The organism is Litorimonas cladophorae (assembly GCF_014652455.1).
Taxonomy (GTDB): Bacteria; Pseudomonadota; Alphaproteobacteria; order Caulobacterales; family Maricaulaceae; genus Litorimonas; species Litorimonas cladophorae.
The window spans coordinates 1,044,652-1,065,550 of the sequence record NZ_BMYV01000001.1 but is presented as its reverse complement, the minus strand read 5'-3'; the positions used below and the strand labels follow the sequence as shown (position 1 = coordinate 1,065,550).

The window sequence follows — 20,899 nt, the reverse complement described above, 5'->3', positions numbered from 1 at the left end:
GGTCATGATTGTCTATTGGGTGAAAGTTTACGGGGTTATTTGTGACATTTAGAGTGCTGAATAATGTCGCAAGGCTGGTTTTACTTATCGCATTGGTTTGCCCGCTATCTGCCGGGGCGCAGGATCAAGACGAGTTTGAGCCTGTCGTCCTGACGGGTCAAACATCCTCCACAAGCTCGTGCCTCTCATTCAAAACGGCGCTTCGTTTGGCGGCCGCAAATAACCCAAGCGTCTCCATAGCGCAGTCGGATTTGGAAGCCGCGCGGGCAGGGCTTACGGAAGCCAAGTCATTGCGCCGCCCGCAGATATCCGTTTTTACCCGATCAGGTATCGGGGATGAAGGGCTCGTGAACTCAGCGATTGAAAACCAAATCGGTTTGCGAGCTTCGCAACGTGTTTTTGATTTCGGGGATTCCCGTTTAGCGAAAGAGGCGGCCAAACAAGAGATATTAGCGAAAGAAAGCCTCGTCCTGAGCGCGGAGGCACGGGCAAGACTTGAGGCAGGTTTAGCATACATAGATTGGCTGGATGCATCAGAGCGCTTGATGGCGACGGTTGAACGCGCCGATTATTTCTCCCAAGAACTCTCCGCATTAGAAATTGCGCTTGAGTCCGGAGGTGCCACCCGTTCCGAGGTGGCCGAGATTTCAGCCGAAGGTGCGGATGCTGAAGCTGATCGTTATGAGCTGGAGTTTGAACAGCAGCAGGCGATTTCGCGCCTTCGAATTTCCACACGCTCTGATGGCCTCCCGTGTCCAGATGCACGCGCAAGTGTAGAAAAAGGTGTTGATGTTCTGTCGGGCGGACAAACATCGCAAACATACCTAAGCGATGCGCTTGTCGGCAACGCTCAGGTTCAAGCTCTGACTCGCACTGCGAGTAAACTTGACCTGGAAGCCGAACGCCAAAGTCGGTCGCGCCTGCCGGTGATAGAAATAGTCGGGATTAGCTCTCTGACAACGGACCGTCGTTTTGACGGCTTAGAGGCAAGGGAGCGGATTGGTTTTGATGCTTCAGTACCGATCTTCACGGGCTCAGCCCTTTCAGCGCGAACAAATCGTGCGCGTGCCGAGGCGCGCCGCGCGGAATTTCGGGCCGATGAGGAACGTAAAATGCTGGAGGAACAAGTTACCTCAACGCATAGAAGAGCGTTATTGCTCAGCGCACAGCTGGGGCGGCGCCAAGCTGTTATCGAATTCCGAACTGTCGAATTTGACGCCGCGCAAACGGGGTATGAAAATAATATCCGCACTTTGCCAGAAATGGTCGACATTCGATTGGCTTTGGAAGAAGCGCGATTAGCGGAGATACGTACGCGCCATAATTATTTCCGGCAGGGTCTGACCTTAAAGAGTCTTACAGGGGCCCTCCAATGAGCACCGAAACGTTTTCTAATAAAACTGGTACAGTTGACTGGGCGCTAAATAAGTCATCGGTGAAACCATACATCGTTGTGACGCTCCTGTTCTCACTCGTGGTAAATTTACTGATGCTGGTGTCACCGCTTTATATGCTTCAAGTGTATGATCGCGTGTTGTCATCTGGTTCGGTAGAGACTCTGATTATGGTGAGTATTGCCGCTATCGGGTTGTTGAGCGTCTACGGCTTCGCAGAAGCGGCGCGGCGGAAGACACTGGCGTTGATGTCTGAGCAAATTCAAAACGAGTATGGCCCAGTTGTCTTCATGTCCAGTTTTCGCGATGAAAATTCCCCTCAACTTCTGCCGAAAAAGCTGGCGGATTTGTCGACGGTACAAAACTTCCTGCGACACGGCTTGTTGTTACCGTTTTTTGATTTGCCCTTCACGCCCCTTTTTCTGCTGGCGATGTTCCTAGTTCATCCCATTATCGGATGGATCGGAGTTATTGGGGGACTTGTACTGATTTTGATTACCGTTTTTACCGAGCTATCTTCACGCAAATCGGTCGAGGAGGCAATGCAGGCAGAAACTGTGGCGAATAATTTTGCAAATGAGATTAGCCGTAACCGCTCTGTCATCTCCAGCTTGGGGATGGTGACACCGCTTTTGTCGAACTGGATGTCTTATAGAAAACAGTCGAGTAAGATGACTATGGATGGCTTGGGTCGCTCAACGTTTTTCAGTGCTCAGGCGAAGGGTCTTCGTCAAATGCTTCAAGTCGCGGCTTTGGGCGTAGGGGGCTTTCTGGTTCTGCAATTGGAAATGTCTGCAGGCGCAATCATCGCAGGCTCTATCTTAATGGGGCGTGCTCTAGCGCCAATTGATCAAGCTCTGGGCGCGTGGCGTCAACTCATTCGTGCGCGTAGCGCATGGTTTAGTCTAGAAGATACTATGGCACGATCTGGCGCGTCTGACGGGGATTTCACGCCGATGCTGCGGCCAGACGCCGACTTATCGATAGAAAGCTTGATGATTGCAAGTCCCGGATCGGACGCGGCGCTCCTGCCAAAGTTCAACGTCAACCTTAAAGCGGGCGCGTCGATCGCAATTCTGGGCCCTAGTGGCTCTGGAAAGACCTCCTTGTTACAAACGATAGTCGGGGCGTGGGAGCCATTAGACGGGCGTGTAAGGCTCGGAGGCCGAGACATGCACAACTGGGATGCTGGTGACCGAGGGAAATATATTGGCTATGCGCCACAAGATGTCGAGCTTTTGCCCGGAACGATCGCGCAAAACATTAGTCGTTTCTCGGATGGTACGCCAGAAGACATAATGGGCGCCGCGCAAAAAGCTGGGTTTCACGATATGATTTTGCGACTGCCTGAAGGTTACGACACGCGTGTCGGGCCAGGTGGAAGCCATCTCTCGCAGGGACAACAAAAGGGGGTCGGGTTAGCGAGAGCTATATACCGCGACCCGGTTCTTCTCGTATTAGACGAACCTGGTACCAATCTTGATCGTGCCTCATTATTAGGCCTACAACGCGGTCTCGCAGAGATGAAATCGAATGGTAACATCCTAATTTTTGCAACGCATGATATGCGGCTTTTATCCTTGGCCGATAATGTGCTCTTGCTCGATAACCGGTCCCTGAAAATGGTCTCAACACAAGACTATATGGCGACCATGGCGCACCCACGACAGATCGCGACGAGCGCAAAAGAGGGGGCCGCGTAATGGTGTCGTCGTCTGATATCTATTCTATGCTCTGGAAAAGTAAAACCATCAAATTGGGTGCCCTAATTTGTACATTTGCCTTTGGTGGATTTCTTGTTTGGGCTAGTTTAGCCCCTCTCGCAGAAGGCGTGATCGTTTATGGGACGGTCGCCGTCGAAAATAATCGGAAAACGATTCAACATCTCGAAGGCGGGATCATTCAGGAGATCCTTGTCCGAGAAGGCGACGTTGTTGAGACAGGCGCGCCGCTTATGATTTTGACAGATGTCAGTGTCGCCGCAGGGCGTGACCAAATCGCAAAAGAGCTTGCAAATGCAGAGGCGACAATCGATCGTCTCGAGGCGCTTTTATCGAACAAATCTAAATTGATTTTTCGCGATTTGGAGCAGGATATTGTCCCAGAAAATGTGTTGATGACAACGCGCTCTAGGCAACACGAATTTTTTGCACAGCAAAGAGGCAAAATCAAAGCTGATATCGACGTCTTGGAAAGCCGACGTGCAGGTTTATTGCAACGCGCTGAAAACCATGAGGCACAGATCGAAAGCACACGTAGAGCCAGAGATTTGGTGCAAGCCGACGTTGAGCGTAGTCAAAAATTGCTGGAGCAACGCCTTATCCGCGCACTTGATCTTTCTGGATTGGAACGTGATGAGGCCAGACTCAGTTCAGATCTTGCTCGCTTGAAGTCTGAGCAGAACACAGCCGTTGCGCAGGCCGACGAAATTACCCAGCAAATCATACAGACGCGAGCTCAGTTTACAGAACAACTAAGTGCTGATTTGGTAGCGGCTCGTGCCGAGATATTGAGCAATCGGGAGAGACTGATCTCTGCGCAAGATGTGGTCAATCGTACCATTCTTTACGCACCGCAGTCGGGTGAAATTCTCAATTTAGCGTTTTCAAATGCGGGCGCTGTCGTGCGGCCTGGAGAAACTATTCTAGAAATTGTTCCTGACAATCAGGATTTGATCGCGACGGCCGAAATACAGCCTTCTGACCGAGACTCAGTCTATGAAGGTTTGTCTGTGGAAGCGCGTCTCTCTGGCCTCAAGGCTTGGGATTCACCGCTTCTCGCCGGCACGATTTCCGATATTAGCGCGGACCTGAAAACTTCAGCCGATGGACGGTATTCATATTATGAAGCGCAAATCACGATCGGGGAAGAAAAGCTCGGAGAATTGACCACACCGTTGCTTCCAGGAATGCCTATCGAGGCCTTTATCTTTTCCGGAGAGAAGCGAACTTTCCTCGAGTATCTTCTGGAACCGGTAAACGCGACGATGCGCAAAGCGGCCCGGGAATAATGGCCGGTAGGCTTTCCTGAAACGGGACATATGTCCCGCTTCATGCCTCGGGGAATAGCGGTTTTTCGCTCTTTTCCATTTCACTAGACTCTACGAAAAGACTACAATCTAAACTTCGTCTCATCTAGGACCAGATCCGTTGCAAAAATTTCAAATTGGCATTGAGCCCGACACGGTGATTGGTCAGGTGCCACGCCGCGTTTTGCGGTGGAAAACCACACTTGCGGTCGCTTTGGGTGTATGCCTTTTCATCGGGTCTCTGTTTGTGATCTGGCGTCAGATTCAGACGGTATCCTATGGTGAAACGGTACAGGCGTTGGGTCAGTTAACCTTCACGACGCTGGCCATTTCTTTTGTTTTGATGATTCTCGGATTCGGGATAGCCAGTTTTGAGGACGCCACTGGCGCTCCTGAGCCCTCAAGGATGTCTCGCTCCAGACGCATAGCTTTGGCATTTGTGGCGAATGCAGTTTCCAACATCACCACTATGGGCTCCCTCGCAGGTCCAGACCTTCGAGATCGACTTTTTAGTGCTTGGTCAATGACACCTCTTGATTTGGCAAGATTGGGCCAACGTAATCAACTCTCGATTTTTATGAGCGGAATAGCGCTTTTGGTTCTGTCCTTAATCGTGGCTCAAGGTGAGATCAGTTCTGAATTGAAAGTCAATTCATTCATCGTTTACGTTGTCTGCATGATTTTAAGCGCGACCTCTGTCGCAATCTCAAGGCGGCGTTTGAGTTTTGAAGAGCCGTCCCTTGCGGGGGTTATGTCAAGTTCCTTTGGAATATCGCTCCTGCTTGGATTGGCAAAATGGCTGGCTGCCGCAGGGGCTCTATATGTCTGCCTTGGGAACGGAATCGGTAATAGTCTTTCTTGGTTTCTCGCTGGGTTTGTCATCGCCCATAGCCTTGGCCGGTTGAGCGGGTTGCCGGGCGGTATTGGGGTTTTTGAGGCCACTTGTTTTGTTTTATTTGTAAACACCAACCCAGTCGACCTGATGGTTGCCCTGATCGCTTACCGTGGCCTTTACTTCTTTACGCCGCTTATCTTATCAGCTGTCATAACGGGCTTTATGAAAGCGCGTCCTTTTACAGGGCAAGTCGCGCGTGGCAGTACGAAAGTTCTAGATGTCTTCGAACTTATTGCCCCGCCTCTGTATGCCGTTCTGATTTTTCTAACGGGCGGCGCAATGCTTATCTCTGCGGCGACGCCTAACTCGTTTGCGAGCCTCCCGTTTTTAGGCGCGGGGTTTAGTCTCGCTGTCACGGAATTCTCTCATTTGACGGCCAGTTTTATCGGTAGTCTCTTGTTGATCGTCGCAATGGGCCTAAGGCGGCGACTTAAAAATGCTTGGTCGCTCGCGGTCATTTTTCTATTTGCGGGCGCTATTTTCACCCTGTTGAAAGGCGCTGATCCCAAAGGCGCATTTGTTCTATTTGTGCTTTGCTTCAGTCTTTTCACGTCCAAGGGTGCCTTCTACCGAAAAGGGAGCATTCGCGACATTCCGCTCAGCTTGCCGCGGTTAGGCGTTATTTTAACAACCATTGGGTTTGCCATTTGGATCGGTTTTTTTAGCTATCTGGACCAGCCCTATAAGGCTGATCTTTGGTGGCAGTTTGGGCTGGAAAGTGACGTCTCTCGATTTTTCCGTGCCTTTGTCTTAATTGGCACTCTCTTCGCTTTTTATGGCTTTTGGCGGTTGTTACAGCCCGCACCAAACCTGAGACGCGCCGCATCAGATGACAGTTTGATGGACAGGGTAGGTGCGGTCCTACAGACGGCCGAGAAGGTTGGAAGTGATGCAAACCTTGCTTTGATGGGCGATAAGCAATTTCTGTTTTCAGAGAGTGGAAAATCCTTTCTGATGTATGGTGTTAAGGGGCGGACTTGGGTCGTGATGGGAAACCCTGTTGGCTTGGCAGCCGAGCGCAAAGAGTTGATTTGGACATTCCGTCAGCTGGCGGATCAGTGGGATGCTTGGCCCTGTTTTTACGCGGTGCGCGGTGATGATCTGACCGATTTCATAGATGCGGGCTTAGCTTTGCAGAAAATCGGCGAGCTGGCCCTGATTTCGCTAAATGACTTCACCATGGAGGGTAAAAAGCGGAGTGAGTTAAGAAATTCCAAAAGCCGCGCCCTCCGTGAGGGTTGTGCGTTTGAGATCCTGTATCCTTCGGTGGATAGCGACGATATGGATCGCCTTGAAAGGGTATCTCAAAACTGGCTCGAAACTCATCAAGGGAAAGAGAAGCAGTTTTCGTTGGGTAGGTTTGATCGGGATGTTCTCAGTCGTCAACCTGTCGCCGTTGTGCGTCGCGCAGGTGAGATCATCGCTTTCGCTAACTTATGGACAACCCATTGCAAGACGGAAGTATCCATCGATTTGATGCGCTATAAGGACGTTAAAATTAACGGATTGATGGACTACTTGTTCACCGAAATCATTTCGTGGGCCAAAGCTGAAGGTTACGGTCGCTTCAGTCTCGGCATGGCACCCTTGGCTGGTTTAGAGGGGGATAAACTTGCACCCTTTATGACGAAACTTGGCGCTTTAATTTTTGAACATGGCGGGCGGTTTTACGGATTCAAAGGCCTTCGAGCGTTTAAGCAGAAGTTCACGCCAGAATGGGAGCCTGTTTACATCGCGGCCCCAAGCCAACTCACCATGCCTGTGGCGCTTGGGAATTTAGCGCTATTGAGCAGTGGCGGTATCCTCGGCATTATTCAGAAATAAGGGTGTGGTGCGCCCCTCTCAGCCGGACGATTTCATGATGGCGAAAAACAGACCGTCCATATCTTTATTTAGATCATGTCCACCCGGTAGGCTTATGAATTCGAGGTTTTTGTGAGGTTTGAGATACGCCCGCGCACCGACATAGTCATCCTCTCCGTAGACGTATAGGACAGGTTTTACTTCCGATAATTGCTGGATTTCAGGTGCTGTCGCTTTTGCCTTTTCCGTCGGTTTGTGAAACCAACTTCTGAAGAAAAATTTGAAATCGGCTTGTGCCGGTGGAGCGATTAAAATCACCTTTTCAATATGCTCTTTGAGCCGGGGTGAGAGTAGATTTAGAGCAAAAGGTAGGGTGCCAGCCCCAAAGGAGTATCCGACGAAGGTGAATTGAGCCGTAGGCACACGCTTCAAACGCCGTCGCATATAGCGTTGCAGGTCTTTGGACATGTGTTGGGGAGATCTTTTGTCCCAAAAATACGCGATCGCTTTCACGCGTGCCGCTGCATAGCCAGCCCCCGCGAATCTGACGGCCAACGCTTTCGCGATAGGGTTGAGAAGGCCGTCACCACTGATGATGCAGACGAAACGATCGGTTTCAGTCGTCTGCGTGCGGTGCAATGTAAATTTCATCGATAATTGACCTAGAGAGAGGATTGTCGTGGCGGTCTGCTAACGACGGCGACGCTTCAAATTATATCAGACATTCGGCGTCCACCTATCTCTTTTTTGAGTGCATTCGCTTTCCCGTGAGTATTTTTTCATAAGCGTTAAAAAAAAGCTTGCAGGTTTTTTATTTCTGCTTTAGCGCGCCGTTTGACGATAAAGCGAGCTACAGCGAGCCCTGAACAGTCAGCTTTTTAGCGTGATTGAATGGGAAATCTGTCAGCCGTGATGGTGCCTCAAGTATCATCTAATAGCCGCCGGTAGCGTCTTAGTTTGTTTGCGTACCACCTTTTCACAAAGGGGACGTTCGGGAATTGAGAGTTAGTGGTATGGCCAAGGCCTTGCATCACAGACTTAAGCCTACATCCATCTCACTGCAGGCGCAGTTGGGAGAGGTCTTCCTGTCGTCTAAACATCAAGATTGTCAGGCCGCTATCGCGGAACTCAGTAGTGAGGTGCGGGCTTAAGCTCGCCGACCCAACCTCGCCGCTGACAATCTCACTCCTGATTTTGTCATTTCCTAGAATTTGACCCGTTATTTTTTGAACCGGGCTCTTCGGAAATTCCAATCATGTTGAATACCTATCTCGCTGCTTCAACCGCTCCGTCTGTCGAGCAACCTACGCAACTCCAACCTTACGGATTGCCGACCTATGTTACTGCATCAGACGCTATCGCCGACTTTCGCGGTGACGACCAAATCTATGTGCTTTACCCACGGAAAATTGAGCGGGCTGCGCGGACATTCGTGTCAGGTTTCCCAGGTGAAGTGATGTATGCGGTGAAGGCGAATCCGCATCCGTCTTTGCTCAAAATTCTATGGGACGAGGGTGTCCGTGATTTTGACGTGGCTTCGATCCGCGAGATTGAATTAGTTCGGGATCTATTACCCGCAGCGAAATTATTCTTGATGCATCCGATCAAGTCCCGCGCCACAATTGCTCGGGCATATGAATTGGGCGTCCGAGATTTCTCTTTCGATCACGCGGATGAGGTTCAGAAAATTTTGGACTCCACTGAAGATGCAACAGATCTAAGTTTGCACCTGCGCTTGGCTTTGCCAAAGGGTGATGCAGTGATGCCTTTGTCAGGTAAATTTGGAGCGGACTACGACACCGCTGTCAGCTTACTGATCTCAGCACGCGCGGTTGCGGCGAAGCTGGGCATTTGTTTTCACGTTGGATCTCAATGCCTGGCCATCAATAATTATGACAGAGCCATCGCGTTTGCTCGCCGGGTCGTCGATGCAGCAGGCGTCAAAGTGGATTCCATTGATGTGGGAGGGGGCTTTCCCGTTGCTTATCCAGAAATGCCAATTCCCCCAATGTCGGACTACTTTGACGCAATCGGACAAAGCGTGAAAGCTCACGGGTTCGACGCAATTGCCGTTTACGGCGAGCCAGGTCGGGCGCTGTGTGCCGAAGGCGGCTCAACTCTGACACGCGTGGAGCTTCGAAAAGGCTCAGACCTATATCTCAATGATGGAACTTATGGATCATTATTCGACGCAGGTCAGTTTGGCTGGAAGTTTCCAGTCAAACTCCTCAGAAATCGTCCGCCTGCACCTTGCGCAAACACCATCGGATTCCGCTTTTTCGGCCCCACATGCGACAGTTCTGACACAATGATCGGCCCTTTCCACCTTCCTGCAGATACTTGCGAAGGTGATTGGATCGAGGTCGGACACTTGGGCGCATATGGTCAAGCTCTTGCCACTCAATTTAACGGATTTCACTCACAACACACCGTCATTCTGTTGGATGACTGAAGGTAATATCATGACAAAAAATACAAAAGCACAATTGCTCTCCAATGTAGTGGAGCATTTCGACATTACGAAAATTGACGCCCGCCCAATTATTGAAGCGATGGGCAAAATGTCTTTCACGGCGCGTGATCTGGGTCGGGCGACAGACATTTTTAAACAGGCTGTGAACGATCCCGAATGCTCCGTCATTCTTACGTTAGCAGGGTCAACATCTGCGGGCGGATGTATGCATGTTTACCGAGATCTCGTGAAATACGGTATGGTCGACGCGATCGTCTCAACGGGCGCATCCATTGTCGACATGGATTTCTTTGAAGCCCTTGGGTACAAGCATTATCAAGCTGATAGCCAAGTTGATGACAATGAATTGCGCGATCTTTACATCGATCGGATCTATGACACCTATATTGACGAAGAAGAGCTGCAAGCTTGTGACCATGTCATTAAAGACATCACAGACAGCCTAGAGCGACGCCCCTATTCTTCTCGGGAATTTATCTGGGAAATGGGTAAATGGCTGAAAACGCATGCGGTTAAAAAGGGTAGCCTGATTGAGACATGCTACGACTATAACGTCCCGATTTTCGTCCCTGCGTTTTCGGATTGCTCGGCCGGGTTCGGCTTGGTGAAACATCAGGTCGAAAACCCTGGTAATTACCTTTCCATCGATAGCGTTGCAGACTTCCGTGAATTGACTGACGTCAAGATTAAGGCTGGCTCAACCGGCTTGCTGATGATTGGTGGAGGTGTTCCAAAGAACTTCGTCCAAGACACAGTCGTCTGTGCGGAAATCCTTGGTGTAGAAGCTGAAATGCATAAATATGCGGTCCAGATTTCTGTTGCCGATGTTCGTGATGGCGCGTGTTCGTCTTCAACACTCAAAGAAGCGGCAAGTTGGGGCAAAGTACAAACGACGCTCGAGCAAATGGTGTTTGCAGAGGCAGGTTCTGTCGTGCCATTGCTCGCGTCTGACGCCTATCACTCTTGCGATTGGAAAAACCGTCCACGTCGCGAATATGCAAAGATGTTCGCGAAATGAAAGCGCCATTCCCCCTCTTGAAATCTGAAGATGGCTTCCTCTCCTTGGGAGAGGCGCATTCCGTTTCTTATGAAGAAGCTGGTGCGGTTATCATCCCCTTTGGTTTAGAGGCTTCGGTCTCGTACGGCGGCGGGACAGAAGCCGGGCCAGCAGCTATGATCGCCGCTAGTCACGAAGTTGAGCTCTTCGACGAGGATCTCTGGTGTGAACCGATTGAACGCTATGGCCTTGTGACTGCGCGAGAGCCTGTGATCGATAACTCTGACATTGAAACGACGCTGAAGACGCTCGAAGCGATGACAACTGCGGTGTTGAAAGACGGGAAATTTCCACTCGTTTTTGGCGGAGAGCATTCGATAACGCCAGGCGCTATTCGGCCTTTCTTGAAGGAATTCGATGACCTAATCATTCTGCACTTTGATGCTCACGCTGATCTTCGCGATGGATATGAAGGAGAACATTTTTCGCATGCGGCGGCTATTCGGCGCGTGCTGGATCACCCGACTGTCGCGATTGTATCTTGCGGAATTCGTAATATCTCGAAAGAAGAGATCCCGTTTTACGAGGCGAACAAGCACCGCATCACAATTCATTGGGGCAAAGATCGCGCTAAATGGAATGCGGATGAAATCGTTGCACCGTTAAAAGGGCGCCCGATTTACCTCACTTTTGATTTGGACGGTTTCGATAGCTCGCTCATGCCGTCCACAGGGACGCCTGAACCGGGTGGTTTATTCTGGGAAGATGCCATGGCGATTATCAAAGCGGCCTCTGAAATCGGAACAATCGTGGGTGCAGACATTAATGAGCTGGCGCCGATAAAAAAACTTCATGGGCCAGACTTCTTGGCGGCCAAATTGGCATATAAAATTATGAATTACGCATTGGGCCGGGCTTAATTTATGGCGCAGACACGCGAGAGCGCGCAGCTCACTATTCGTCTTGCAAACATTCAGGATGTGAAAGGCATCGCCGCGCTAGTCGACCGGGCGTACCCTAATATGTCCACATATGCAGTTGGCGTATTGCGCGGACAGATTTCCAATTTTCCAGAAGGGCAATTTGTCGTCGAGTATGAGAGCGAGATCGTGGGCTATGCCGCCAGCATCATGGTGCGCGAAGACATCGCGCTTGCCCCTCACAACTGGTCTGGCATCACCGGCGGTGGCTATGGGTCCTCCCATAACCCAAATGGCGATTGGCTTTATGGCATGGAGGTCTGCGTTGACCCTGAACGCCGGCGCTTGCGAATTGGTGAACGTCTTTATGATGCCCGTAAGTCTTTAGTAGAGGACTTGGAACTCAAGGGCATCGTTTTTGGAGGGCGTCTACCGGGATGGGCGAAACGCAAAAAAGCGTTCCCTGATCCACTGGACTATCTCAATGCAGTTAAGGAGCGCAAAGTCAACGACCCTGTCGTGAACTTCCAATTTCGACAAGGTTTTGACGTGCTTGGTATTCTCGAAAACTACTTGCCTACCGATAAAGCGTCAGGCGGTTTTGCGGCGCATATGATATGGCGAAATGCCTATGCTGTGGAGAGCCGTGATAGTGTTCATTCCGAGACGGCGCAGAAGGATATTGTCCGCGTTGCCACGGTTCAATTGCAAATGCGGAAAGTCACGAGCTTCGACGACTTCATGAGCAGCGTCGAATATTTCGTCGATAGTGTCTCGGCCTATAAATCTGATTTCGCGGTTTTTCCTGAGCTTTTCACATTGCCGCTCCTGGCGCTGGCCGAAACGCGCCTACCGCCATCTGCCGCGATTGAAAAGCTAACCGAGTATACGCCGCGTTTCATCGAAGCGATGCGTAAACTGGCCGTCAGCTACAATATTAACATCATTGGTGGGTCTCATCCGACCCGAGCCGATGATGGGGATATTCAAAACATCGCTTATGTTTTTCTGCGGGACGGGTCCGTTCACGCGCAGGAGAAAATTCACCCAACCCCGAATGAGCGCCATTATTGGAACATTAAGGGCGGAGACGAGGTCAGTACAATTGACACCGACTGTGGTCCTATCGGTATCTTGATTTGTTATGACAGCGAATTTCCTGAACTCGCGCGGCGAATGGCTGATGAAGGCGCTCGAATTCTGTTTGTCCCATTCTGCACGGATAATCGCCAAGGCTATTTACGCGTCCGTTATTGTTCGCAAGCCCGCGCGATTGAAAACCAGTGCTATGTTGTGATGTCAGGCAATGTCGGGAACCTGCCAGGCGTTGAGAACATGGACGTGAATTATGCAGAAAGTTGCATTCTCACACCATGCGATTTCCCATTTGCGAGAGATGGCATCGCTGCCGAGTGCTCAGAAAACGTTGAAACCGTGGCCATCGCGGATTTAGATCTAACAGATCTATCTTGGGCGCGGGCCAATGGGACCGTCCGAAATCTACGAGATCGACGTTTCGACCTCTATCAAACCCATTGGTCCGACCAATAATATGGCGGCGACGGCGCGATCAAAGTCGATAAGGATTTTGCGAATATTTAGCTTCGGTCTGTGCTTGATTATCCTGCTTAGCTTTCTGGCGCAATATTTCGCCTGAGGCAGCCAAATGGGCAGGGGGTTCGAACAAGGTGTCCGTTTCAGAATTGAAACCCGTGCGCCCAGCCTTGCCATAATGGCGCTGAGGCGTTAAGTAATTAACATGTTAACTAGCGAGCAGATTCAACTTTCCGCGCGGATGCACCACGCCGCTGAAAAGGCTAGGAAGCCGTTTGCTGCATTTTCGCAAACCTATCCTAATATGACAATTGAGGATGGCTATGCGGTTCAGGCCGCGTGGATAAAGATAAAAGAGGGTGAAGGACGCAAAGTTATCGGGCGTAAAGTCGGGTTAACGTCCCGCGCCATGCAAGAGGCCATGAAGATTGATGAGCCAGATTTTGGGACGCTTCTTGATGATATGTTGTTCGAAAATGGCGCGATATTGCCAGCGTCAGATTTCATAGATCCGCGTGTCGAGGTCGAAATCACCTTTGTGCTGAAACAGGATTTGTTCGGTGATGACCTGAGCGTCGAAGATGTGTTGGACGCGACAGATTACATCGTACCTTCATTGGAATTAATCGCTGCCCGCAGCCATCGTGTCGATCCTGAGACAGGCTACACCCGCAAAGTTTATGATACCATCTCCGACAATGCAGCAAATGCAGGCATCATAGTTGGGAGTCAAAAGTTTGACCCGCGAGACGTCGACCTGCGATGGGCCGGTGCTATTTTATATCGAAATGACATCGTCGAAGAGACGGGATTGGGGGCTGGTATTTTGGACCATCCCGCACGTGGTCTTATCTGGCTAGCAAAACGGTTTGCGCCGCATGGCGTTAAGCTAGACGCAGGTCAGTATATCATGTCGGGTAGTTTCACGCGGCCAGTTATGGCGAGCGCAGGTGACAACTTCAAAGCCGACTTTGGTCCACTTGGGTGTGTATCGTTGGGCTTCTCATGAGCCTTTATTATGTTCAAAAACTTCTGTTCAATTTGAACCGAGACACGGCGGTCCAAGCGCAATTTAAAACAGACCTTGAGGGTCTTCTTGCGGAATACAGCCTGACGCCTGAAGAGCAAGATTGGTTAAGGAATGGCGACGTTGGAGAGCTGTACATTCACGGCGTGAATGGACAAATACTGATGCATTATGCCGCCTTTATCGGACTGGAATGGGATGAGTATATTCAGGCCATGAAGGACGGATTGTCCGTCCACGGTCAAGTCCGTGACGGTATTTACCGCGCGGTTGATGGCGGAGAAGGCGGAGCAGTTTAATGGCACTCGTATTTGCAGGTATTTGCTCACATGCGCCTGGAATTACAGGCCGCGCGGAACGTGCTGACCCCGCCGTGCGCGACGCTTTCTACGCACAGCTAGACCGAATGCGAAAAGCGATTGAAGACAGCGGCGCGGAAGCGTTGGTCGTTATCGCCGCAGAGCATTTCGCGAACTTTTTCATGAACAACATGCCCGCTTATGCCATGGGCATGGGTGAGGAATATGAGGGTCCAATTGAAGACCCAGAATGGCTCGGCATTCCCCGCACAAAGATCCCGGGAAATCCTGATTTATCCCGACGAATTATCACAGAAGTGATGCAGAGCATCGATGTTGCTTATGCTGAAGAATGGAAAATGGACCATGGGATTATGGTTCCGCTGCATTTCCTGACGCCAAACTATGACATGGATATAATTCCGGTAAATATTAACTGCCAAGGTCCGCCCTTAACACCACTCCATCGTGTGTGGGAATTCGGTCGAGCGCTGCGTCGCGCCTGTGATGAAATGCCTGAAAAAATTGCGGTCATAGGAACCGGCGGGATCAGTCATTGGCCCGCTACACCAAATAGCGGCAAAATTGTCGAAGAGTGGGACCGCGAGTATCTGGATGCTTGGGTAGCGAATGATAAAGAAAAGCTGCTGTCGTATACGGATGAGGACACGCTGAAAGATGCAGGGCAGGGCGGATTTGAGATTCGAACCCTGACCGCAATCAGTGGGCTTTGTGAAGGCGCGAAGGGTGATCTTTGGTTTTATGAACCTATTCCGATATTTTCCGTCGGGTGTACCGCCGCGGTTATGGCTATCTAATCGGAGAGGTCGTTGAGTAACTGGTAGAGGGTTTTTAGTTTCTTTGCGCCAAGTTTGGCTTCAATTTTTTTATATTCTGCCTCGCTGAGAGGGGACATCATTTGATGAACTGCGCGACCTTTGTGGTCCAGTCGAATAAGCTTCCGTCGGTTATCGCCTTCGACCATGGAGCTGGTCACAAACTCGCGTTCCTCCAATGCCTTTAAAATGCGCGTCAGGCTCGGCATCAGCAGCAGGGTTTTGTCCGCGAGCGCCGAGACCTCAAGGCCAGGTTTTCCGTAGAGCGCTCGGATGACGCGCCATTGTTGTTCCGTGATGTCATGCAAACGCAGAAGCGGACGAAAATGTCCCATGACAGTCTCGCGCGCCCGTAAAAGTGCCATGGGTAAGTTTTTTTGAAATGCTCTAAGTTCGGAGTCCATCATGCAAATCTTAGCCTAAACGACTTCGTCTCTAACTTCATTGCGCAAGGTACCGATGCCAGGGCAGGTCACTTCAACGACATCGCCAGGCACCAAATATTTGGGCGGATCAAAGCGAGCGCCTGCACCGTTGGGTGTACCAGTTGCGATTACATCACCGGCTTTGAGTCGGGCAAATTTAGATAAATATTCGATCTGGAATTCGATGGGAAACATCATATTTGAGGTATGGTCGTCTTGGCGGAGTTCACCGTTGACGCGGGTTTGAATTTGCAAATCTTTAAGATCTATATCGTCAGTAAGCGGCACCATCCATGGGCCCAATGCTCCAGATTTTTCGAAGTTCTTGCCTTGTGTCACATTAAATTTGGCGTGGCGTACCCAATCGCGCAGGGTGCCCTCATTCATAACGCAGAGCCCTGCAATGTGATCGCGTGCATTTTCACGTTTAATGCGACGACCCTCTTTCCCGATGATCACAACAATTTCGCCCTCATAATCAAGCTGATGGGATTCAGGTGGGCGTTCAATGTACTGGCCATGTCCGACAAAACTCTCACGCGATCGCATGAAGACAGATGGATTTTTTGGGGCTTCTGAACCGTCCTTATACTCAGCATTTCGGTTGGCATAATTGACGCCAATGCAGAAGTATTTTTCCGCTGTTGTGATGGGCGGCAAAAGCGTCACGTCGGCAAGATTGATCGTTCCTTTTCCACTTTCGACGGCCGTTTTCGCGGCGTCTAATCGGTCTGATTTCAACACACTATGCAGGTCGCTGAAATTGGCTGTAAGGTCGACGATTTTGCTTTCATGCGAAGACGTAATCCCCCCGAAACGTTGCTGCTCATCTTGTAGGAAAGTGACGAATTTCATTTTGGATCCTTGACATTTTCGAGGTGCAATGTACTTAACATGTTAAATAAAAGGGTCAAGGAGATTTCGTGCCACATATTATTGTTGAGCATTCAAAGGGGATCGCAAAGACCCTTTATATCCAGCGTTTGTTGGGACACCTCCATGAAGCGGCCATGGCTATGCCTGCGCTGCCAACAGGGGGTATCCGTACGCGGGCACAATCCTTCGAACGATACCGCGTCGGTGACGGCGTTTTGGGTCGTGAATTTATCTATATTACCGTTCGGATCGGGCAGGGCCGCGAAGACGCGACCAAACGTGAGATTGGCGATGTGTTGTTTAAAGTCCTAACTGATTTTACCAAAGAGCATTTCGATGCGGGAAATCCGTTGTCTCTGGGATTGGAGCTTCAGGAGATTAAGAAAGACTGGACCTGGAAGAAAAACAATATTCACGACATCATTAAAGGCACGTCCAATGGCTAAAGTGACATTTAAAAAAACCGATCTTGAGAAACGGGTTGCTAAAGCCCGCAAACATATGGCGCGGTTCCGCAAGGAACCATTAGGTCATTTCATCAATGGAAGATTGGTGAAGGGTAAATCGAAAGAGACATTCGAAAACATTACGCCTGTCGATAATTCTCGGTTAGGTGATATCTGGTCGGGAACAGCCGCAGATATCGACGCGGCTGCAAATGCGGCGCATAAAGCTTTTCTCGGCGGCTGGCGCGATTTGGATGGCGCTAAACGCCGCGAAATTATGTACGCAATCGCCGACGGAATTGAAGCCCGAGCGGATGAAATCGCGATGATCGAGTCCATGGATACGGGTCAACCGATCCGTTTCATGCAAAAGGCCGCCATTCGTGGCGCTGCGAACTTTCGGTTTTTCGGTGACAAAGCTGTCGAAGCAGGCAAGGGTCTGAGCTTACCCGCTGAACACCACCATAACTTTACAACACGGCATCCTCTGGGCGCTGTCGGTGTCATTACGCCGTGGAATACACCCTTCATGCTGTCCACCTGGAAGATTGCTCCGGCGCTGGCGAGTGGCTGTACAGTCGTTCAAAAACCGGCTGAATTCTCGCCCTACACTGCAATGTTATTGTGCGAGATCGCATATGAGGCGGGCTTGCCAAAAGGCGTGTTGAATGTGGTCAATGGCTTAGGAGAGAGTGCGGGCAAAGCCCTAACCGAGCATGAGCACATTAAGGCGATTGCCTTTGTTGGGGAGAGCTCAACCGGCTCCCACATCCAACGCCAAGCTGCGCCGACCCTGAAACGGTTGCACTTGGAACTCGGCGGGAAAAATCCCTGCATTGTGTTCGACGATGCGGATATGGAGCGCGCGCTGGACGCGGCGGTCTTTATGCAATTTTCGCTGAATGGAGAACGCTGCACATCGTCGACGCGCCTATTAGTACAAGACTCGATTTATGATAGCTTCACAGCGAAAGTTGCCGCGCGGATTAGAAGGATCAATGTCGGACATCCGCTTGATCCCAACACCGAAATTGGTCCGCTGATCCACCCGACCCACCATGAGAAAGTCATGAGTTATTTCGAAATAGCTAAAGAAGACGGTGCGACGGTCGCGGTTGGCGGCGCGCGCAAGGGCAAAGAAGGGTGTTACGTTAAGCCAACGCTATTCACGAATGCGACGAACGATATGAGGATTGCACAGGAAGAAATTTTCGGCCCCGTTCTCACCGCTATTCCTTTCAAAGATGAAGCCGAGGCTATCAAGATCGCCAATGATACGGAATATGGTCTGACGGGTTATGTCTGGACCGAAAATTCTGCCAAAGGGATGCGCGTCGCTAGAGAGTTGGAAGCCGGTATGATCTGGATTAATTCAGAAAATAACCGTCATTTGCCAGCGCCGTTCGGCGGTATGAAAGCCTCAGGCATCGGGCGAGACGGCGGGGATTGGTCCTTTGATTTTTATATGGAAACAAAGAACACCTGTATCGCGTATGGTACGCATAGCATTCCGAAACTAGGCACGTAATCGCGAGACATCTTATGGCATTTGCATCCACCAATCCCGCCACAGGCGAAGTCGAAGCGACATTTGACAATATCTCTGAATCCCAAATCGAGGACGCTCTGGTTGCGTCTTGGGCGGCGCATAAAACCCTCAAGTCTTGGTCTATGGAAGACCGTAAAGCCGCCATGCATCGTATCGCAGATATCCTTGAAGATGAGGCGGATCGTCTCGGCGCTATCATTACGCTCGAAATGGGTAAGACGCTGAAATCCGCAATTGGCGAAGTTAAAAAATGCGCGATGGGGTGCCGCTACTATGCGGACCACGCCGAAAGCATGATGGCCGATGAGGTTGTCGAGGCCACGGATGCACAGACATATAAGAAATACCTGCCGCTGGGGCCGATCATGGTTGTGATGCCGTGGAATTATCCGTTGTGGCAAGTTTACCGCTTCGTCGCGCCTGCGCTGATGGCGGGCAATACGGGGTTATTAAAACATGCGTCAAACGTGCCGCAATGTTCACTGTCGGTCGAAGATGTGGTCCGTCGCGCTGGCTTCCCTGAGGGTTCGTTGCAGAGTATGTTTATCACCACCGATCAGGTCGGTGATATTTTGCGGGATGATCGGGTTCGCGGCGCTACCCTCACGGGCTCAGAAGGTGCAGGATCGTCCGTGGCGTCAATCTGTGGGGAAGTGATTAAACCAACAGTTCTTGAGCTTGGCGGCTCTGATGCTTTCATCGTGATGCCTAGCGCCGATCTCGATAAAGCCGTCGAGGTCGCCGTCACAGCGCGGACGCAGAATTGCGGGCAGTCCTGTATCGCGGGCAAACGGTTTATTATACACGCCGATATTTACGACGAATTCAAAGCCAAATTCAAAGTAGGGTTTGAAGCCCTCGTGGTTGGTGATCCAAACAGTCCCGCAACAGATATTGGACCTATGGTGACGGAGTCCGCACGGGATGAAATTGCGAAGCAAGTCGAAAATGCGATTAAAGATGGCGCGGCGCGCGTGACAGGCGCCGAAGTCATTGACGGCCCCGGATTTTTCTATCGACCTGGGATTTTGGAGCATATCCAACAGTCATCAAACGCCTACCATGAAGAGATTTTCGGGCCTGTCGCATTGTTATTTAAAGTTCACTCTATTGAAGAGGCGATTGAACTTGCCAATGACAGTCCATTTGGACTGGGCTCGTCGATTTTCACCCAAGACTCCGACGAGCAAGCGTTCGCGATTAATGAGATCGAAGCTGGTGCGACCTTCGTCAATTCTATGACGGCGTCCCATCCCGCCTTACCGTTTGGTGGCGTCAAGCGTTCGGGGTATGGTCGGGAATTGGCCGCAGAAGGTCTTCGGGCCTTCTGCAACATCAAGACCGTCTCTATCTCTTAAGACAGCGAAGTTTAATCGTAACGCGGGTTTTAATTTCCGCGTTTCGCAGCTTCGATATCTGCGATCTTGTCGGCATTTCCGATAAAGACGGGTGTTTTTTGATGCAGGTCGGTCACGGGCACATCCAACAAAGATTGGTCACCATCTGTCGAGGCTCCACCCATCGCGCGAATCAAAAACGACATTGGGATCGCTTCATAGACGAGGCGCAAATGGCCCCTTTCATACCCCTTACGATTGGCTGCGGGGTAAGCGAAAATACCCCCTTGCAAGAGCAAGCGTTTTAGGTCCGACACCATAGAAGCAAACCATCGCATATTATACGGTTTGACCGTTCCATTTTTCGTATCAAGCAGTGAGAGATAGTGATCTTGTAACCACTGATCCCAAACCAATTGGTTTGCACCATTAATGGCCAGAATGTCTGCACTTGGCATGGCGTCTGGCAGAGCGATGATCTCCCATGTGCCTGCATCTTGATCGAAAAGACCTTTATAAACGTCAGGTCCGTCGGCAAAATAAGCCTCTAAGTTCATGCCGAAAACGAAGAATCCGCCACTAATAATATTTTGGCCATTAAAGTCCTTGGCGACTTCCGCATTTTCAAAGACCCCAAAAATCGCACCAGAGGGAATCCCAATCAATGCGGCCTTTGACCCATCCAGCGGGTCCAGCGCGATGGAGTAAGGCCCGTCGGATAATTTGCTTAGGCCAGGACGCTCTTCGGAGACGACATAGCGGACGTGGTTGTCTTGGCTTAGGGTTTTGAAGAAAGCTTCATCGGCGATGATGTCGAGTTCGATCTGTTCATCGCCTGACTCATTTCCGCTTGCCGCGAATTTTAACCCTGAGCCTTTTTTCAATTCGGCATAGATGGCTTCACCCGCTGAAAATAGAGCGGCGTAAATACCATCCAGTTCGGAATTACGGCTATTGAATGAGAGAGACATGAAGGAGCTTTCGTAAGATATGGGGGCTCACTAGGCGATGCGCGCCCAAATTCCAATACGGAAGGCGCG

Annotated in this window: 18 protein-coding genes; 14 read left to right on the top strand and 4 right to left on the bottom strand. The window is 50.6% G+C overall.

Translation table 11 applies throughout. The features are described 5' to 3' along the window. The first annotated feature begins 41 nt into the window (after positions 1-41). The 4 genes from IE073_RS05105 (at position 42) to mprF (ending at position 7,141) form a co-directional block, all read left to right on the top strand. A complete protein-coding gene (locus tag IE073_RS05105) occupies positions 42-1,376 on the top strand; it encodes a TolC family protein (RefSeq protein WP_189582162.1) in 1,335 nt (444 codons plus the stop codon). After that, complete coding sequence (locus IE073_RS05100) at positions 1,373-3,097, top strand: type I secretion system permease/ATPase (RefSeq protein WP_189582159.1); 1,725 nt, start codon at positions 1,373-1,375, stop codon at positions 3,095-3,097. Before IE073_RS05105 ends, IE073_RS05100 begins: the two co-directional genes overlap by 4 nt. Further along, positions 3,097-4,404, top strand: a complete 1,308-nt coding sequence (locus tag IE073_RS05095; protein WP_189582155.1) for an HlyD family type I secretion periplasmic adaptor subunit — start codon at positions 3,097-3,099, stop codon at positions 4,402-4,404. Before IE073_RS05100 ends, IE073_RS05095 begins: the two co-directional genes overlap by 1 nt. Before the next feature lie 139 nt (positions 4,405-4,543). Next, positions 4,544-7,141, top strand: a complete 2,598-nt coding sequence (gene mprF / locus IE073_RS05090; RefSeq protein WP_189582152.1) for a bifunctional lysylphosphatidylglycerol flippase/synthetase MprF — start codon at positions 4,544-4,546, stop codon at positions 7,139-7,141. An 18-nt stretch (positions 7,142-7,159) separates the two neighbouring features. On the opposite strand, the gene IE073_RS05085 is transcribed toward mprF, so the two are convergent. Beyond that, positions 7,160-7,771 carry an AcvB/VirJ family lysyl-phosphatidylglycerol hydrolase gene (locus tag IE073_RS05085; RefSeq protein WP_189582149.1) on the bottom strand — a complete coding sequence of 204 codons (612 nt, stop codon included), beginning with the start codon at positions 7,769-7,771 and terminating at the stop codon, positions 7,160-7,162. Between the two features lie 604 nt (positions 7,772-8,375). Between IE073_RS05085 and IE073_RS05080 the strand changes: the two genes are divergently transcribed. From IE073_RS05080 to IE073_RS05050, 7 genes are all read left to right on the top strand, one after another. After that, on the top strand, positions 8,376-9,572 hold the full coding sequence (locus IE073_RS05080; RefSeq protein WP_189582147.1) for a type III PLP-dependent enzyme: 1,197 nt from the start codon (positions 8,376-8,378) through the stop codon (positions 9,570-9,572). A gap of 10 nt (positions 9,573-9,582) precedes the next feature. After that, positions 9,583-10,611 (top strand): 1,9-bis(guanidino)-5-aza-nonane synthase, encoded by a 1,029-nt coding sequence (locus IE073_RS05075; protein WP_189582143.1) that lies wholly within the window; start codon positions 9,583-9,585, stop codon positions 10,609-10,611. Next, positions 10,608-11,510, top strand: a complete 903-nt coding sequence (gene speB / locus IE073_RS05070) for an agmatinase (protein WP_189582140.1) — start codon at positions 10,608-10,610, stop codon at positions 11,508-11,510. Before IE073_RS05075 ends, speB begins: the two co-directional genes overlap by 4 nt. Positions 11,511-11,513: 3 nt before the next feature. Further along, the gene (locus IE073_RS05065; RefSeq protein WP_189582137.1) at positions 11,514-13,061 is read left to right on the top strand and encodes a bifunctional GNAT family N-acetyltransferase/carbon-nitrogen hydrolase family protein; all 1,548 of its coding nucleotides are present in this window, start codon (positions 11,514-11,516) and stop codon (positions 13,059-13,061) included. Positions 13,062-13,269: 208 nt separating this feature from the next. Next, positions 13,270-14,073 carry a 2-oxo-hept-4-ene-1,7-dioate hydratase gene (gene hpaH / locus IE073_RS05060; RefSeq protein WP_189582134.1) on the top strand — a complete coding sequence of 268 codons (804 nt, stop codon included), beginning with the start codon at positions 13,270-13,272 and terminating at the stop codon, positions 14,071-14,073. Further along, the gene (locus IE073_RS05055; protein WP_189582131.1) at positions 14,070-14,390 is read left to right on the top strand and encodes an aromatic ring-opening dioxygenase subunit LigA; all 321 of its coding nucleotides are present in this window, start codon (positions 14,070-14,072) and stop codon (positions 14,388-14,390) included. Before hpaH ends, IE073_RS05055 begins: the two co-directional genes overlap by 4 nt. After that, entirely contained in the window at positions 14,390-15,208 is an 819-nt protein-coding gene (locus IE073_RS05050) for a DODA-type extradiol aromatic ring-opening family dioxygenase (RefSeq protein WP_189582128.1), read from the top strand. The genes IE073_RS05055 and IE073_RS05050 overlap by 1 nt, the downstream gene beginning before the upstream one ends. Here IE073_RS05050 and hpaR read toward each other — a convergent pair. After that, positions 15,205-15,591 (bottom strand): homoprotocatechuate degradation operon regulator HpaR, encoded by a 387-nt coding sequence (gene hpaR / locus IE073_RS05045; RefSeq protein WP_189582125.1) that lies wholly within the window; start codon positions 15,589-15,591, stop codon positions 15,205-15,207. The genes IE073_RS05050 and hpaR overlap by 4 nt on opposite strands. 54 nt (positions 15,592-15,645) lie before the next feature. Next, a complete protein-coding gene (locus IE073_RS05040) occupies positions 15,646-16,506 on the bottom strand; it encodes a fumarylacetoacetate hydrolase family protein (RefSeq protein ID WP_189582122.1) in 861 nt (286 codons plus the stop codon). Between the two features lie 68 nt (positions 16,507-16,574). Between IE073_RS05040 and IE073_RS05035 the strand changes: the two genes are divergently transcribed. Genes IE073_RS05035 through IE073_RS05025 form a run of 3 tightly spaced genes read left to right on the top strand, consistent with a single transcriptional unit; the run spans position 16,575 to position 19,880 of the window. Next, entirely contained in the window at positions 16,575-16,973 is a 399-nt protein-coding gene (locus tag IE073_RS05035; protein ID WP_189582119.1) for a 5-carboxymethyl-2-hydroxymuconate Delta-isomerase, read from the top strand. Further along, positions 16,966-18,501: a 5-carboxymethyl-2-hydroxymuconate semialdehyde dehydrogenase gene (gene hpaE, locus IE073_RS05030; RefSeq protein ID WP_189582116.1), complete on the top strand. Its 1,536-nt coding sequence runs from the start codon at positions 16,966-16,968 to the stop codon at positions 18,499-18,501. Before IE073_RS05035 ends, hpaE begins: the two co-directional genes overlap by 8 nt. 14 nt (positions 18,502-18,515) lie before the next feature. After that, positions 18,516-19,880: an NAD-dependent succinate-semialdehyde dehydrogenase gene (locus IE073_RS05025; protein ID WP_189582114.1), complete on the top strand. Its 1,365-nt coding sequence runs from the start codon at positions 18,516-18,518 to the stop codon at positions 19,878-19,880. A 29-nt stretch (positions 19,881-19,909) separates the two neighbouring features. On the opposite strand, the gene IE073_RS05020 is transcribed toward IE073_RS05025, so the two are convergent. Next, positions 19,910-20,830 carry an FIG domain-containing protein gene (locus tag IE073_RS05020; RefSeq protein WP_189582111.1) on the bottom strand — a complete coding sequence of 307 codons (921 nt, stop codon included), beginning with the start codon at positions 20,828-20,830 and terminating at the stop codon, positions 19,910-19,912. Positions 20,831-20,899 lie beyond the last annotated feature (69 nt).

What these genes read in the sequence shown, in the direction of transcription:
- IE073_RS05085 (WP_189582149.1), bottom strand. Translation starts at nt 7,771, where the DNA reads ATGAAATTTACATTGCACCGCACGCAGACGACTGAAACCGATCGTTTC.
- IE073_RS05095 (WP_189582155.1), top strand. Translation starts at nt 3,097, where the DNA reads ATGGTGTCGTCGTCTGATATCTATTCTATGCTCTGGAAAAGTAAAACC.
- IE073_RS05055 (WP_189582131.1), top strand. Translation starts at nt 14,070, where the DNA reads ATGAGCCTTTATTATGTTCAAAAACTTCTGTTCAATTTGAACCGAGAC.
- IE073_RS05025 (WP_189582114.1), top strand. Translation starts at nt 18,516, where the DNA reads ATGGCATTTGCATCCACCAATCCCGCCACAGGCGAAGTCGAAGCGACA.
- hpaR (WP_189582125.1), bottom strand. Translation starts at nt 15,591, where the DNA reads ATGGCACTTTTACGGGCGCGCGAGACTGTCATGGGACATTTTCGTCCG.
- hpaE (WP_189582116.1), top strand. Translation starts at nt 16,966, where the DNA reads ATGGCTAAAGTGACATTTAAAAAAACCGATCTTGAGAAACGGGTTGCT.
- speB (WP_189582140.1), top strand. Translation starts at nt 10,608, where the DNA reads ATGAAAGCGCCATTCCCCCTCTTGAAATCTGAAGATGGCTTCCTCTCC.
- IE073_RS05100 (WP_189582159.1), top strand. Translation starts at nt 1,373, where the DNA reads ATGAGCACCGAAACGTTTTCTAATAAAACTGGTACAGTTGACTGGGCG.
- IE073_RS05065 (WP_189582137.1), top strand. Translation starts at nt 11,514, where the DNA reads ATGGCGCAGACACGCGAGAGCGCGCAGCTCACTATTCGTCTTGCAAAC.
- IE073_RS05080 (WP_189582147.1), top strand. Translation starts at nt 8,376, where the DNA reads ATGTTGAATACCTATCTCGCTGCTTCAACCGCTCCGTCTGTCGAGCAA.
- IE073_RS05075 (WP_189582143.1), top strand. Translation starts at nt 9,583, where the DNA reads ATGACAAAAAATACAAAAGCACAATTGCTCTCCAATGTAGTGGAGCAT.
- hpaH (WP_189582134.1), top strand. Translation starts at nt 13,270, where the DNA reads ATGTTAACTAGCGAGCAGATTCAACTTTCCGCGCGGATGCACCACGCC.
- IE073_RS05040 (WP_189582122.1), bottom strand. Translation starts at nt 16,506, where the DNA reads ATGAAATTCGTCACTTTCCTACAAGATGAGCAGCAACGTTTCGGGGGG.
- IE073_RS05020 (WP_189582111.1), bottom strand. Translation starts at nt 20,830, where the DNA reads ATGTCTCTCTCATTCAATAGCCGTAATTCCGAACTGGATGGTATTTAC.
- IE073_RS05050 (WP_189582128.1), top strand. Translation starts at nt 14,390, where the DNA reads ATGGCACTCGTATTTGCAGGTATTTGCTCACATGCGCCTGGAATTACA.